A 13,140-nucleotide genomic window follows, 5' to 3' on the forward strand; every position below is an offset into this window, starting at 1 on the left:
GAGAACCTATGCAGACTCGTCGACACTGGCTGATCGCCTCGCTTGCCATCACCGCTTCGGCCGTCCTCGCGCCCGCCGCCCACGCGGCGCGCCCGGCGGTGCCCATCGTGCCGCACGATAACGTGCCGATCGTCTCCGGCAGCGGCAAAACACTCTCGCTCGACGAGATTCGCGGCGCCATTGCGCGCGGCGCCGCCGTGCACGACTGGACGGTGAGCCCCGTGCATCCGGGAGAACTCGTGGCCTCGCTGAACGTGCGCAACAAGCACTTTGCCTCGGTGACGATCAAATACACCGAAACGGCTTACTCGGTGACCTATCGCGACAGCACCAATCTTGAGTACCAACTCTCCCACCCCAACGCCTCGGCGCGCCGCGAGGACTTCCCCTCCGCGCCGCCCCCCAATACGCCGTTGATCCATCCCAACTACAACCGTTGGGTCGACACGCTCATCCGCGACATCAACACGGAGCTGCGCCGTCTCTGATGACGTCCTATCATCGCCCCGACGGATTGCCCCGGGTCGTCGTCACCGGCATCGGGATGGTGTCCGCCGCCGGTCACACGCGCGATGCCATCGTGGACGCCCTGCGACATCGGACGAGCGGCGTTCATGAGGCGCCCGATTATGTCGCTCACGACCTGCGCACGACAGTCACCGGACGCCCTCACGCCGGATCGCTCGACGACACGGTGGTGCCGCGCAAGCTGCGCCGCTTCATGGGGGACACGGCGCTGTATGCCTGCCATGCCGGCCTTCGCGCCGTGGCCGACGCTGGGCTCGATACCGCAACATTGAGTCGCGGGCGATGTGGTGTCGTCGTCGGCTCCGGCACCGGGGCGATGAAGGATTTTGAAGCGGCGCTGGACGTCGCGCGCGAAAGCGGCACGGCGCGGGTGCTGCCCTACGTGGTGCCACGCGCCATGTCGAGCACCGCGCAAGCCGCCCTCTCCGCGCTCTTCGACCTGCGCGGGGTCGGCTATGCCATTTCGTCGGCGTGTTCGACATCGATTCACTGCGTGGGGCACGCCGTCGATGTGTTGCAGCTCGGACGGCAGGACGTGATGCTCGCGGGCGGCAGCGAAGAGGCCCCCTGGGGCGCGGCGATGTGTTTCGATGCGATGGGGGTACTCTCGCGCGCCCACAATGCGACGCCCGAGGGCGCCTCGCGCCCGTTCGACGCCCAACGCGACGGTTTCGTCCTCGGCGGTGGTGCCGCCATCCTCGTCCTGGAAACACTCGCCCACGCCGTGGCGCGAGGCGCACGCCCGCTCGCCGAGATCACGGGGGTCGGTTCCGCCACCTGCGCGTCGCAAGCGTTCGGTGTCGACATCCCGACCATGAGCGCGGTGGTCGAAACAGCGTGTCGTGGGCTGACGGCACCGCCCACCTTCATCAGCGCCCACGCCAACGGATCCATCGACGGCGATATCGCGGAACTGCATGCGCTGGCGCACGCCTTCGGTGGGGTGGCCGAGGTCCCGGCCATCACCTCGATCAAGGGCCTGACGGGACACACCGTGGCGGCCGCGGGGGCAATGCAGATCGCGTGCGCGATCTGGGCGATGCAAGAGGATTTCGTGCCGGGCGTAGCCAATCTGGCATGCCTGGACGCCGACGCCGCACCCTTTCCGATCCAGACAACCCTGCAAGAGACGCTGGTGAGCCGCGTGCTGATCAACACCTTTGGCTTCGGCGGCACTTACGGCGCGCTGACGCTCGCACGGGTTTAACGCCCCCGCCCGACCTTCCACGCATTAGACCTTAGACGCGACAAACACGTTAAACACGTCAAACCCGTTAAACGCTTACGCGAGCGGCTTTCTCGCAACGACGTTGACCAGCGTCTCCTCACGCGCGCCGAATGCCGGGCGACGCTGCAACTTCAACCGCTCCAGCAGCCCGAAGTCCTTGGCTCGGCTCCACCACAGGTACGGATAAGACACGTTCTCGGGACCAAAGGTAAATCCCGCCGCGCGGATCATCTCGAGATACCCCGTTGCGCTTCGCTGAACGTGCATCGGATGCCGGAACAGCAGTCTGATCACCCACGAGCGGATATAGGCCTCGGTCGACTCGGCGAAACACAGCAAACCGCCCGGCTTCAGCACCCGATAGAACTCAGACAGAGCCGCCTCCTGGTGCACGAGGTGGTGGAAGGTCTGATGGCAGAACACGATGTCGCAACTGGCGTCGGGCAGCGGGATCGCGGCGCAATCGCCCGCGCGCAGATCGACGGAAATCCCCGCGCTTCGCACGTGTGTCTGCGCTTCGCTCAGCGCCGGGGCGAAGCAGTCGAACCCGATCAGGCGCGACGGTGCGAAATAGCGATGCAGAAGCGGCAGAGATTGTCCGTGGCCACATCCCGCATCGAGAATGACGGGGGCCTGCGGTATCGCACCGTGCGCCAGCCTCATCAGGTCTTCGATGGCGACGCGCAGCACGTGATGACGCCAGGTGTAGGTCTTCAGAAACCAGTTCCCGAAGCGGGTCTCGGGAACAAAGGCCTTTGCGCACGATTCGGGGCGCGGGGGAAGCGCAGGCGGTGCGGGAGGCGGTTTGGCAGCAGTGGTCACAATAGCGAATACCGCCCTGGCGGCTTATCGGGTGGAAGCCCGCTATTGTGCCCACTGCACGAGTCCATGAGAAGTACGTAAAGTGCAATACTCCTGAAATTCAGGGATGCTTTCTAAATTCGAGAAAAATCCCGAATCACACGAGCCTCACGATCTGCTTGCCGAAGTTCTCGCCCTTGAGCAGACCGAGGAATGCGGCAGGCGCGTTCTCGATCCCTTGCGCCATCGTTTCGCGATAGCGCAGCTCACCTGCGGCGATGGCGTCGGTGAGCTCCTTCAGTGCCTGTGGCCAGACGTCCAGATGCTCGGTCACGATGAAGCCCTCGAGCCGAACCCGGTTCGTCAACAGCAGCCCCGGGTACTTCAGCGGAATGGGCTCGCCGTTGTAGCCGGAGATCATGCCGCACAGCGCGATACGCGAGTGGGCATTGAGGTTGCGCATGACCGCGTCGAACACGTCGCCGCCGACGTTCTCGAAATAGCCGTCGATGCCATCCGGCGCAGCAGCGCGCAGTGCTTCGTCGAGATGACCCGCCTTGTAATCGACGCACGCATCGAAGCCAAGCGTCTCCACGACGTAGGCGCACTTCTGGGCGCCCCCCGCAATCCCGACCACGCGACAACCGGCGCGCTTCGCGAGTTGACCGACCACGCTGCCCACGGCACCCGAGGCCGCGCTGACCGCGACCGTCTCTCCGGCCTTCGGCGCGATGATTCGATTCAGGCCATACCAGGCCGTCACGCCCGGCATGCCCGCTGCGCCAAGATAGGCGCTCATCGGAATGCGTGCATCGTCGATACGGCGCAGGTTGCTGCCGTCCGAAATGCCATATTCCTGCCAGCCAAACATGGCGGCAACGGCGTCGCCCGGCTGCCAGTCCGGATGGCGCGACTCGATCACCTCACCCACGGTCGCCCCGATCATGACCGTGTCGAGGGGTTGCGGCGGCGCGTACGACTTGGTGTCGTTCATCCGCCCGCGCATGTACGGGTCGAGGGAAAGATAGAAGTTGCGCACCAGCAACTGCCCTTCGCCGATCTCCGGCAATTCGGGCGCCGCCAGGTGAAAATTGTCAAGCGTGGCTTCGCCCTTCGGGCGTGAAACCAGCAGAATCTGTCGATTAATCGTCATGGCCTTTCCTCCACGTTAGTGAGTCGCCGCGACATCTCGAATGCGCGTTGTCTCGCGGTGACATCATCTCAGTGACATCGTTGATGAGTCGTCTGGCAACGACGCAAAGCATCGACCGCAGTCAGTCGCCGCGCGCTTCGTCCGGACGTCGCTGCTCACGCACGGCGCGCCCCACCGCGAGTCGACGCAAATACTTGAAGGTGCCCATCGCCTTGGCGACGAGCTTGCCATCGGCGTCGCGCACCTCGCCCTCGCAGTACGCCATCGTTGTCGTGCGGTGCAGCAGGCAACCAAACGCCCGCATCTCACCGGCACCCGGCTGCATGAAGCTCGTCTTCATCTCGATCGTCACGACGCCCGTGCCTTCCGGCGCCACGCTCCGGCAGGCGGTGCTCATTGCAATGTCGAGCAGCGCCATCGTCGCGCCGCCATGCACGACCTCCCAGCTATTGAGATGGTGAGGCGCCAGCGGGAGACGCAGTTCCGACTCGCCTCCTTCAGCGCGCAGCAGTTCGATGCCGAGATGGTCGGTAAACCCAGAACGAATCGATAGCGTACTCATCGGGCACTCCGGCCGCACCGGCCATTACGGTAAAGCTTGTCCATCGTCATTTCATCAGCTTGCGACGCCGCGCATCATGCGCGGCGTCTGGTATTCAATCAGTCGCCTTCGACTCACTCGCGCGACACGCCGGCCGCGCTCAGCGAAGCCCAAGCGTTGGCGAGCGAGCCATTGAGATCGATGGCACGACAGGCGTGCTCGATCACACAGACATCGAAACCCGCCGCCTTCGCGTCGAGCGCGCTCCATGCCACGCAGAAATCCGTCGCCAATCCTACGCAATGCACCCGCCTCACGCCCTTGTCGCGCAGATATCCCGCCAGACCGGTCGGCGTCTTGCGATCCGCCTCCAGAAACGCCGAATAACTATCGACGTGCGCGTGATACCCCTTGCGCACCACCGCCTGCGCATGCGGAATTCGTAGCCCGGCATGCAATGCGGCGCCAGGCGTGTCCTGAACGCAATGCGTCGGCCACAAGACCTGTTCGCCATACGGCAGAACCATCGTCTCGAACGGCCGACGCCCCGCGTGATTCTCGGCAAACGACACATGCCCCGCGGGATGCCAGTCCTGCGTCAACACCACTCGCGCGAACTTGCCCGCCAAGGCGTTGATCGCGGGCACCACGGCGTCGCCCTCGGGAACCGCCAACGCGCCGCCCGGCATGAAATCGTTCTGCACGTCTATCACGAGCAGCACTTCGTCCATCGGTTTCATGGGTTTGCCCCTCATTCGTCGCAGCGACCGCCCCATTCTGGCCCCATCGCGCGCGTCCCGCTTATCCGTTGAAGCGCTTGCCGGCGTCGGCAAGTTCAACAAGCCGCGCGGCAGGCATCCAATCTTCGCCGTGCGCGTCCTGCGCAAACTCGCGCACCCGTGCGAGCACCTTGTCGAGCCCCACCGCATCGGCATAGTGCATCGGCCCGCCACGCCACAACGGGAAGCCGTAGCCGTTCAGATACACCATGTCGATGTCCGACGGGCGTGCCGCCGTGCCGTCGGCCAACACTTTCGCACCTTCGTTCACCAGCGCGTAGACGAGGCGATCCACGATCTCTTCGTCCGAGAAGGGGCGCGGCGCGATACCGTTCGCCTTGCGATAGTCGTCGATCATCTGCCCGACCTTGGCCGATTCACGAGGCGAGCGATCGCCCTCGGCGTAATCGTACCAACCCGCGTGCGTTTTCTGGCCGAAGCGTCCGGCTTCGCATACGACGTCGGCAATCTTGGGATAGACGATGCCGGGATGTTCGGCATGTCGGCGCTTGCGAATGGCCCAGCTAACGTCGTTTCCGGCCAGATCGCTGGTGCGGAACGGCCCCATCGCGAAGCCGAAGCGCTCTATGGCGGCGTCGATCTGCGCGGGCGTCGCGCCCTGCTCGACCATCCACTGAGACTGCTTGAAATACGGCTCGAGCATGCGATTGCCGATAAAGCCGTCGCAGACGCGTGCCACCACGGCAAGCTTCCCAATGCGTTTGGCCAGCTTCATCACCGTTGCCAGCACGTCCTTGCCGGTCTGCGCACCGCGCACGACCTCGAGCAAGCGCATGACGTTCGCCGGGCTGAAGAAGTGCATGCCGACGACGTCCTGCGCCCGCGATGTGGTCGCGGCCAGGGCATCGAGATCGAGCGTCGACGTGTTCGACGCCAGGATTGCCCCCGGCTTGGCCACTTTGTCGAGCTCACGGAAAACGACCTGCTTGATGGCCATCTCCTCGAACACCGCTTCGACAATCAGATCGGCATCGGCCACCGACGCGAAATCGGTACTGCCGTGAATACGTGCCTGCCGCATCTGCGCGTCGTCTGCCGTGAGCTTTCCACGCGTGACTGCACGCGCATAGTTGCCTCGTATCGCTTCGATACCGCGGGCAAGCGCCGCGTCGGTCGTGTCGACCAGCGTCACCGGAATTCCCGCGTTGGCAAAGGTCATGGCGATGCCGCTGCCCATCGTCCCGGCCCCGATGACGGCCACGCGCTCGATGTTGCGCACCGGCGTGTCGTCCGGTACGTCCGCAATCTTGGCGGCCGCGCGCTCGCCGAGAAACGCATGACGCAGCGCCTTCGACTCCGGCGAACTCACCAACGCCACAAAACACTCGCGCTCGAACTTCACACCGTCATCGAACGGGCGTTGAAGCGCCGCCTCGACGGCAGCCACGCATTTTTGCGGCGCGGGGAAATGCGGTTGCTCGCGTTGCACCTTTTCACGTGCGGCATCGATCGCGGCCTGCGCCGAGCCGTCGGCGTCATCGAGCGCCACGTCACGCAATCGCGGCAACGCGCCGCCTTGCGAGGCGATGTTGCCGGCGAAGGCGATGGCGCCCGCAAGCAGGTCGTCGCGGTTGCCTTCGAACATTGTCGAGAAGAGCGTACCGACGAGCGCTTCCGACTTCACCACACGCCCCGTCACCACCATGTCGAGCGCACGCGCCACACCGATGGCACGCGGCAGGCGCTGCGTCCCCCCCGCGCCAGGCAGCAGGCCCAGTTTGACCTCGGGCAGCGCGATCTGCGCGCCGGGCAACCCCACGCGATAGTGGCAGGCGAGCGCCAATTCGAGTCCGCCCCCCATCGCCACCGCATGCACGGCCGCCACAACGGGTTTCGCGCAGGCATCGAGCGCGGCGATCACCTCGACCAGCAGCGGGCTCTGGGTTGCCTTCGGCGTATTGAATTCGCGGATGTCGGCCCCGCCGGAGAATGCCTTGCCACCGCCGATCAGTACTACGGCGCGCACCTGAGCGTCGGCCTGGGCTTTCGCGAGCCCGTCGGCGATGCCGGAGCGCGTGGCGTGTCCCAAGCCATTCACCGGGGGATTGTCCAGCGTGATGACGGCCACGCCGTCACGAACCTCATAAACCGTGCTCATCGTTGTCTCGTTCCTTATATTCTTGGGGGCTATGTGCGGTGACGCGGTGCGTCGTTGGGCGCGCTGCGGGTGGGCAAGCAGCGGCAAGACGATCCGTGGATTCTAGCGCAGCGCTACACCTCGAGCCATTCACGGCGTATCGCGCAAGCCTCCGCCAGCCTATCGGGCGTGCCCTCGAAGACTAGTGCGCCCCGGCCCATCACGGCGACACGCTGCGCGCAGCTGAGCGCGAGCGATAGCTTCTGCTCGATGAGCAGAATGGCGACCCCGGTTGCACGCAAATCGGTCAGAATCCGGCCAATGCGCGCAACCACACGCGGTGCGAGGCCTTCCGTCGGCTCATCGACGATCAGCAGATCGGGCCCGGCCATCATCGCCCGGCACAGGGAAAGCAGTTGCTGCTCGCCGCCGGACAGCGATGCGGCTGGCGCATCGCGTCGCGGTGCCAGCTCTTCGAAGCGCTCGAACGCCTGGGCCAGTGTAAGTGCGCGATGGTTGCCGGACGTTGGCCGCACTGTACGCCCGTTCCCGGCCCGCTGCCCGAGCCATAGATTCTGCGTGACGGTCAGCGGCCCGAACACATCACGCGTTTCCGGCACATAGCCAACACCCAGCCGCGCAATCTGATGCGGTGCCAGCGACGTCAGCGATCGACCCTGCCAGCGAATGTCCCCCTCGCGCGGCAACTGCCCCATGATCGCGCGCGCCAACGTGGAGCGCCCCGCCCCGTTGCGCCCGAGCACTGCCACGATTTCGCCCGGCGCAACGCGCATCGTCACCCCGTGCAGCACCCGGCTGCCGCCATACCCGGCCCGCACGTCGATCAACTCAAGCATCGCGTGCCTCCCCGGCACGGGCGGTCTCATCGATGGCATCCGCAAATTCGCCGAGATACGCCGTACGCACGTCGGGATGCGCACGAATCCGCTCGGGCGTATCGCACGCGATGATGACCCCGCGCACCAGCACGGCGATCCGGTCGGCCAGCGAGAAGACCACCTGCATGTCGTGCTCGATCATCAACAGCGAGCGCTCCCGACTGAGGTCGGCGATCAACGCGACCATCCGTGCCGACTCGGACTGGCTCATCCCCGCCGTCGGCTCGTCGAGCAACATGACGCTGCCCGCCGATGCAGCGCACAGCCCGATCTCCAGGACGCGCTGCTCAGCGTAGCTCAGGGCTGCCGCGGGCACGTCACGTCGCGCCGACAGCCCGAGACGCGTCAACCACAGCTCGCTACGCCGTGTGACGTCGCTCAGCCCCTGCATCCGCCGCCAGAACGTGTAGCGATGACCTTCCGGCCAGAGCCCGGCGCAACGCAAATGATCAATGACGCTCATTTGCCCGAACAACTGCGACGTCTGGAAACTGCGCGACAGGCCAAGCCGGCTGATGACATGGGATGCCCGACCGGTGACATCGCTGGTGTTCATCAGAACACGCCCGTCGTCGGGCCGTGTCCTGCCCGTGATGACGTCGAACAGCGTGCTCTTGCCGGCGCCGTTGGGCCCGATGATGGCAAGCCGCTCGCCGGGCATGAGCGTCAGATCGACGCCGCACAGCACCGACGTGGGCCCGAACGATTTGCGCACGCCTCGCACGCTGAGTGCCGCGCCAGACGGAAGGGTTGGCCTCGCCGCTTGCGTCACCGCTTGCGTCATTGCCGGTCCTCCACCGAGTGTTGGGCGCCCGCCGCCGTGTGGCGCAACCAATGCCCGGCGCGCGCGACGACCACCGCCCCCGCCACGAGCGCCACGGTTGCCAGCGCCCAAGCCCCCGGCCCTGCGTATGCGCCGAAGCCCCCCACCGCCTCCGGCCCGGCGTCGCTCGCAAGGCGCGCGCCGTAAGTCATTTCGACGATGCCGATCAGCCCGCCGGTGCACATCGCCAGACCGACACAGACCACCGCGTAGGGGCGCCACAACGCACGTGCCATGCCGGTGCGCCAGGCGCGCCCGTGTGCCGCGATCAATCCGGCGATGCCGCCCGGCGCGAACAGCACGACGGCGAGGAATCCCAACCCGAGATAGAGCTGCCAGGCGCGCGTCAGTGTTGCCAGCATCACCGTCGCGAACACACCGACGACGGCGCCCAATATCGGCCCCGCGAAGTACATCGTCCCGCCAAGCACCGTGAAGACGAGTACGACGCCGGAGCGCTCAAGACTGAAGGCGTCGGCGCTGACCAGTTCGAAATTCAATGCGCCCAGCGCGCCCGCCACCCCCGCGAAAGCCGCCGCCAGGATCTGCATGCGGTAGCGCACCGCCGATGCCGATGGCCCAAGGAAAGCGACCCGCGCCGCATTGTCGCGCACGGCGCGCGCCAGGAACCCCAGCGGCGTGCGCGTGATGCCGTACATCAAGGCTGCGCAGACGAACACCCAAACGGCAACCAGCCCGTAGACCTCGCGCTGCGTTGCAAACGTCACCCCGAACCACGCCGCACCGAGCGTGCGGTCGGTCGGAATGCCGCGCTCGCCGCCGAACCACTCGGGCAGCATCCCGGCCATGACCCAGACAAGCTCCGCCACGCCCAGTGTAATCATCGCGAACGTCATTCCCGCGCGTCGTGTCGTGACGTAACCGAGCGTAGCGCCCGCCACACCTGCCGCGAGCGCACCGGCGAACGGCACGAGGGCCATCGACACCGGCAGCCCGTGCGCCCCAATACGATTCATGCACCACACGCCCGCATACGCCCCAACACCCGCATACGTCGCATGACAAAAGCTCAACAAGCCGGTCGAACCGAGCAGCAGATTGAACGACAGCGCCAGAATGGCCGCGGTCCCCATCTGCGTCATCAGGGTGAGCGCCCCATCGGAAGGAAAGCACCACGGCGCCAGGCCGAGGATGGCGGCAAAGGCCGACCACGCGCCCAGGTGGCGGCGCCAGGATACAGGCGGCGCCACCGGCGAACGGGCGATCACATTGTCCATTACCCCTCCCGCACGCCGAAAAGCCCGCGCGGACGCCATAACAGCACCGCCACCATCAGCAGATACGGCACCGCTGGCGCGAGCTGCGCCACGGTCAGGTGCGACAGGGGCGCCACGGCTTTCATGACGGCACCCGCAGCACCAGCGGTGCCGTCGGTTCCCCCAGGGCTCTGCGCCAACCACCGTGCGAGGCTCGCATCGCTCGTCACGGCCCATGTCTGGAGCAGGCCGATCAGCAACGACGCCGCAAACGCCCCGCCCAGCGAACCCAGCCCGCCGACCACGACCACGACAAACACCACGCTGCCGACCGTTGCCGCCATGCCCGGCTCGGTCACCAGCACGTTGCCCCCCGCCGCCCCCGCAAGCGCCGCCAGCGCCGCGCCACAGGCGAAAACGCCTGTGTAAAGCGCAGGCACGTCGTAACCGAGGGCCTGGGTCATCGCTGGCTGCGATAGGGCGGCCTGCAGTATCCACCCCGCCCGCGTCGCGCGAAACACGCCCCACACGAGCAGGGCAATGGCGCACGCAAGCCCCATCAGAAACAGCCGGTACGCGGGCACCGCGATGCCCGCCACATGAACGAGCACGCCTTCGAAGACCGTTGGTACGCCGTAATCGACCGGGCCGCGGCCCCATGCGAGTTGGACCAGCTCCACCACGATATACGCGAGGCCGAACGTCGCCAGCAACTCCGCCAACGCACCGCGCGCACGCAATCGCCGCAACACGCCGCGCTCGAACGCAGCCCCGATCAGGCCAACGATCAGCGGCGCGGCGAACAGCGCCGGCCAGAACCCGACCGCTGCCGAGAACGTGTAGGCAAAGTACGCCCCAAGCATGTAGAAGCTGGCATGCGCGAAGTTCAGCACGCCCAGCATGCTGAAAATCAGCGTGAGTCCGCTCGACAGCATGAACAGCAGCAGGCCGTAGCTCACGCCATTCACAAGCACGAGGCCGGCCGTGGCACTCAGCAGATGCACTGCATCTCCTTCGGGAAGACCAATGAACGACGCGGCTGAGACGGCCGCATCCAGAGGAATTTCAGGCTGACATTATAGAGGGGACGGGCGACCACGGCGGTGCGGGATCGCCCGAAAAACGGCGTCAATGCTGGATTTCGGGCGCCATCCGCGTGCCAGGTGAGACGTTTCCGAGCGGGTTCTCGGCCGACGCCCCCCACCCCGGAGACGGCAACACGACGCCTAGGATGCCGCCTGATAATCGCGGAACGCCTCTCGCAATTTGAGCTTGAGCATCTTGCCGGTTGCCGTGTGGGGAATCTCGTCGACGAAGACCACATCGTCAGGGATCCACCATTTCACGACCCGGCCTTGGTAGAACGCCAGCACGTCCTCGCGTGTGAGCGTCGAGCCGGGCTTGCGAACGACCACCAGCAGCGGCCGCTCCTCCCATTTCGGGTGACGAATCGCGATGCAGGCCGCCTCGTGGATCTCGGGATGCGCCATCGCGACGTTTTCCACGTCGATGGAACTGATCCACTCGCCCCCCGACTTGATCACATCCTTGCTGCGATCCGTGATCTGCACGTATCCCTCAGGATCGATCGTGGCCACGTCGCCCGTGGGGAACCAGCCGTCGACCAGCGGCGGGGTATCCGAGCGGAAGTAACGATCCAGCACCCATGGCCCGCGCGCGTACAGATCGCCAAACGCCTTGCCGTCCCACGGCAGTTCTTTGCCGTCGGGGCCCACGATTTTGAGATCGACGCCGTAGATCGCCGTCCCCTGCTTCTCGAGAATATGCTGCTGCGCCTCGGCCGGCAGGTCGCGATGATGCTTGCGCAGATGGCACAGCGTGCCCAGCGGCGACATCTCACTCATGCCCCACGCATGGATGACGCGCACCCCGTAGTCGGTCTCGAACGTGTGCAACATGGCCGGCGGGCACGCCGAACCCCCGATCACCGTGCGCTCGAGCGTCGAGAAGCGCGCGCCGATCGATTTCACATGCGTGAGCAATCCCAGCCAGACCGTCGGCACGCCGGCGGAAAACGTAACGCCCTCCGCTTCGAAGAGTTCATACAGCGACTTGCCGTCCAAATCCTTGCCGGGGAAAACCAGCTTCGCACCGACCAACGCGCTCGAATACGGTAGCCCCCATGCATTGACGTGAAACATCGGCACCACGGGCAAAACGGCGTCACGCGCCGACATGGCCATCGCGTCGGGGAGCGCTGCACCGAAGGCATGCAACACCGTCGAGCGATGACTGTAGAGCACGCCTTTCGGGTGGCCCGTCGTGCCCGACGTATAGCAAAGTCCCGAGGCCGTGTTCTCGTCCATCGACGGCCACGGGAAGTCGCCGTCTTCAACGCCGATAAGATCCTCGTAGCACAGTAGCGCCAAACTCGATGTCGGCAGATGCGCGCGATCGGTCATCGCAATCCAGCCCTGCACGCCGGGGCACTGTGGCGCGATAGTCTCGATCAGCCCAATGAAGTTGATGTCGAAGGCCACATACCGATCTTCGGCGTGATTGACGATGTAGGCGATCTGCTCAGGAAACAGGCGCGGGTTCACCGTATGCACCACGCTGCCCATGCCGGAGACGGCGTAATACAGCTCGAGGTGGCGATAGCCGTTCCACGCCAAGGTGCCCACGCGCTCGCCGTCGCCCACGCCCAGCCGGCGCAGCGCCTGCGCGAGTTGGCGGGACCGGTGCTCGACGTCACGCCAGGTATAACGGTGGATGTCGCCTTCGATGCGACGCGACACGATTTCGGTATCGCCGTGATGACGCGCGGCATGGGTGAGCAATGTGGAAATCAGGAGCGGCGCAGCCATCATCTGGCCGAGAAGCGGTGTTGCCATGCGTCGAATCTCCAGAAAAGTCGGGACAGCCTGTATGACGGAGTACGTCGTGGGACGACGGTCGTGATTTCGTGCTTCGCCAGTCGACACGTCTGAAGCACGTCGTTGGGCGCGCTTCACCGAATCGCGCTGAATCATTCTTGACGCGCGCGCGCGCCGGGTCAACGCCGATCGCTTGTGCGCCGCAGCACAGGCGCACGCGCGTGCGCGGCCGCACG

At 65.6% G+C, this 13,140-nt stretch carries 12 protein-coding genes; 2 read left to right on the forward strand and 10 right to left on the reverse strand.

Annotated elements, in window-relative coordinates:
• Positions 1-8 precede the first annotated feature (8 nt).
• Complete coding sequence (locus tag OYT13_RS13005; RefSeq protein ID WP_017234796.1) at positions 9-488, forward strand: hypothetical protein; 480 nt, start codon at positions 9-11, stop codon at positions 486-488.
• Positions 488-1,735 carry a beta-ketoacyl-[acyl-carrier-protein] synthase family protein gene (locus OYT13_RS13010; protein ID WP_268566350.1) on the forward strand — a complete coding sequence of 416 codons (1,248 nt, stop codon included), beginning with the start codon at positions 488-490 and terminating at the stop codon, positions 1,733-1,735. The genes OYT13_RS13005 and OYT13_RS13010 overlap by 1 nt, the downstream gene beginning before the upstream one ends.
• 75 nt (positions 1,736-1,810) lie before the next feature.
• Here the strand turns inward: OYT13_RS13010 and OYT13_RS13015 are convergent, their stop codons facing one another.
• The 10 genes from OYT13_RS13015 to OYT13_RS13060 all read right to left on the reverse strand — a co-directional run bounded on the left by OYT13_RS13015 (position 1,811) and on the right by OYT13_RS13060 (position 12,922).
• Entirely contained in the window at positions 1,811-2,446 is a 636-nt protein-coding gene (locus OYT13_RS13015) for a class I SAM-dependent methyltransferase (protein ID WP_268567882.1), read from the reverse strand.
• A gap of 268 nt (positions 2,447-2,714) precedes the next feature.
• Positions 2,715-3,710, reverse strand: a complete 996-nt coding sequence (locus tag OYT13_RS13020; RefSeq protein WP_017234793.1) for an NADP-dependent oxidoreductase — start codon at positions 3,708-3,710, stop codon at positions 2,715-2,717.
• Positions 3,711-3,831: 121 nt separating this feature from the next.
• Positions 3,832-4,272 carry a PaaI family thioesterase gene (locus OYT13_RS13025; protein WP_017234792.1) on the reverse strand — a complete coding sequence of 147 codons (441 nt, stop codon included), beginning with the start codon at positions 4,270-4,272 and terminating at the stop codon, positions 3,832-3,834.
• A gap of 113 nt (positions 4,273-4,385) precedes the next feature.
• A complete protein-coding gene (gene pncA, locus OYT13_RS13030; RefSeq protein WP_261938482.1) occupies positions 4,386-4,991 on the reverse strand; it encodes a bifunctional nicotinamidase/pyrazinamidase in 606 nt (201 codons plus the stop codon).
• Positions 4,992-5,052: 61 nt separating this feature from the next.
• The gene (locus OYT13_RS13035) at positions 5,053-7,149 is read right to left on the reverse strand and encodes a 3-hydroxyacyl-CoA dehydrogenase NAD-binding domain-containing protein (RefSeq protein WP_261938481.1); all 2,097 of its coding nucleotides are present in this window, start codon (positions 7,147-7,149) and stop codon (positions 5,053-5,055) included.
• 113 nt (positions 7,150-7,262) lie between these two features.
• Positions 7,263-7,985: an ABC transporter ATP-binding protein gene (locus tag OYT13_RS13040; protein WP_261938480.1), complete on the reverse strand. Its 723-nt coding sequence runs from the start codon at positions 7,983-7,985 to the stop codon at positions 7,263-7,265.
• A complete protein-coding gene (locus OYT13_RS13045) occupies positions 7,978-8,811 on the reverse strand; it encodes an ABC transporter ATP-binding protein (RefSeq protein ID WP_268566351.1) in 834 nt (277 codons plus the stop codon). Before OYT13_RS13045 ends, OYT13_RS13040 begins: the two co-directional genes overlap by 8 nt.
• Positions 8,808-10,088, reverse strand: coding sequence for a branched-chain amino acid ABC transporter permease (locus tag OYT13_RS13050; protein ID WP_150562942.1), 1,281 nt, complete (start codon positions 10,086-10,088; stop codon positions 8,808-8,810). Before OYT13_RS13050 ends, OYT13_RS13045 begins: the two co-directional genes overlap by 4 nt.
• On the reverse strand, positions 10,088-11,002 hold the full coding sequence (locus OYT13_RS13055; protein ID WP_150563003.1) for a branched-chain amino acid ABC transporter permease: 915 nt from the start codon (positions 11,000-11,002) through the stop codon (positions 10,088-10,090). Before OYT13_RS13055 ends, OYT13_RS13050 begins: the two co-directional genes overlap by 1 nt.
• A gap of 291 nt (positions 11,003-11,293) precedes the next feature.
• On the reverse strand, positions 11,294-12,922 hold the full coding sequence (locus OYT13_RS13060) for a 3-(methylthio)propionyl-CoA ligase (protein ID WP_150562941.1): 1,629 nt from the start codon (positions 12,920-12,922) through the stop codon (positions 11,294-11,296).
• Positions 12,923-13,140 lie beyond the last annotated feature (218 nt).

It is taken from the genome of Pandoraea sp. XJJ-1, from assembly GCF_026802345.1.
In the GTDB taxonomy this organism is placed as follows: Bacteria; Pseudomonadota; Gammaproteobacteria; order Burkholderiales; family Burkholderiaceae; genus Pandoraea; species Pandoraea cepalis.

Coding starts and splice junctions, on each gene's coding strand:
- OYT13_RS13045 (WP_268566351.1), bottom strand. CDS start 8,811: ATGACGCAAGCGGTGACGCAAGCGGCGAGGCCAACCCTTCCGTCTGGC.
- OYT13_RS13025 (WP_017234792.1), bottom strand. CDS start 4,272: ATGAGTACGCTATCGATTCGTTCTGGGTTTACCGACCATCTCGGCATC.
- OYT13_RS13005 (WP_017234796.1), top strand. CDS start 9: ATGCAGACTCGTCGACACTGGCTGATCGCCTCGCTTGCCATCACCGCT.
- OYT13_RS13020 (WP_017234793.1), bottom strand. CDS start 3,710: ATGACGATTAATCGACAGATTCTGCTGGTTTCACGCCCGAAGGGCGAA.
- pncA (WP_261938482.1), bottom strand. CDS start 4,991: ATGAAACCGATGGACGAAGTGCTGCTCGTGATAGACGTGCAGAACGAT.
- OYT13_RS13060 (WP_150562941.1), bottom strand. CDS start 12,922: ATGGCAACACCGCTTCTCGGCCAGATGATGGCTGCGCCGCTCCTGATT.
- OYT13_RS13035 (WP_261938481.1), bottom strand. CDS start 7,149: ATGAGCACGGTTTATGAGGTTCGTGACGGCGTGGCCGTCATCACGCTG.
- OYT13_RS13050 (WP_150562942.1), bottom strand. CDS start 10,088: ATGGACAATGTGATCGCCCGTTCGCCGGTGGCGCCGCCTGTATCCTGG.
- OYT13_RS13055 (WP_150563003.1), bottom strand. CDS start 11,002: ATGCTGTCGAGCGGACTCACGCTGATTTTCAGCATGCTGGGCGTGCTG.
- OYT13_RS13010 (WP_268566350.1), top strand. CDS start 488: ATGACGTCCTATCATCGCCCCGACGGATTGCCCCGGGTCGTCGTCACC.
- OYT13_RS13040 (WP_261938480.1), bottom strand. CDS start 7,985: ATGCTTGAGTTGATCGACGTGCGGGCCGGGTATGGCGGCAGCCGGGTG.